Below are 1066 nucleotides of genomic sequence, written 5' to 3' on the forward strand. Positions count from 1 at the left end.
CAAGCTAGAATGAGTAATTCTTACTACGATTGGTATGAGTACCTCGCTGGAGACATTTCAATCTAGTAACAGACTAATTCGCCTTCCACCGGGTATTTCAACACGCAAGACCTAATTATGTGACTGATTTTATATGCGTGTTTAACATGAATTTATTAAACTTTTTATTTTATAAATATCATACTCTTAGTCAAACCAGTAGCAAAATAGTCTCATTTTTGAAACAGAAATGAATTCACGCTTTCGTTGATAAAGTTATTCGTTAGACGACAAATTGATTACCTGATGAATACTCTCAACAACAAGAGAAACGTTTTGCCATAACACAAAATGCCCCTCATCCGATGGTTGAATGAGCTTTACAGACTGTTTGGGAAGTTTATTAATGGCGAATAAAGAATTGCCAGGATCGGCAATATCATCGTCTTCACCGTGCACAATATGAATTGGCATCTTCAGCGCTTCCCAGCTCTGGCTGGCTAATTTCTTTAGCTCATCAGACAACGACATCATTTCAATATTGGATTGGTTCCACTCAAAAGGTAGCAACAATTTTGCCAGTATGGTATCTGCGATGTAGTTGTACCATTTGGGGTGCTCTAATTCCGGATCAAATGCTGGGGCGACCAATACCATCCCCTGCACTTTGTCTGGCGCGATCAATGCCAGTTGCAAAGCAATCGGTCCACCGAGTGAGTGGCCCACCAGAATATTCGCTTTCTCATTCGATAAGTAAGGGAGAATGGCTTGGGCTTGACGTCGAATAGATGTTTCAGGCATCGGACTCGATGCACCGTAACCCAGCCTATCGATAGATACTAAATTGGCTATGGATTGCAAATCAGAGTAGTCCAAATACCCTAAATACCCTTCTTTTGAGCCGGGAGAACCGTGAATGAACAAAACTTGAGTATTGGAATCGGCATTGAGGCGCTCAATCACGCCTAATGAATTTGGAATTGGGTTAGGTATGTTCGTTGTACGAAGTTGAGCAAATACAACGGCGGAGATAAATACAATACAGAATACTCCACCCCAGATTTTCATTTTATTCTTCACTTAACTC

1 protein-coding gene is annotated in these 1066 nt (G+C 40.8%); it reads right to left on the bottom strand.

The window, feature by feature from the left end; genetic code table 11:
- Positions 1–255: 255 nt before the first annotated feature.
- Complete coding sequence (locus VPNCDNU1_RS22005; protein ID WP_237324188.1) at positions 256–1047, bottom strand: alpha/beta fold hydrolase; 792 nt, start codon at positions 1045–1047, stop codon at positions 256–258.
- Between the last annotated feature and the right edge of the window lie 19 nt (positions 1048–1066).

It is taken from the genome of Vibrio penaeicida, from assembly GCF_002933855.1.
Taxonomy (GTDB): domain Bacteria; phylum Pseudomonadota; class Gammaproteobacteria; order Enterobacterales; family Vibrionaceae; genus Vibrio; species Vibrio penaeicida_A.

What these genes read in the sequence shown, in the direction of transcription:
- VPNCDNU1_RS22005 (WP_237324188.1), bottom strand. Translation starts at nt 1,047, where the DNA reads ATGAAAATCTGGGGTGGAGTATTCTGTATTGTATTTATCTCCGCCGTT.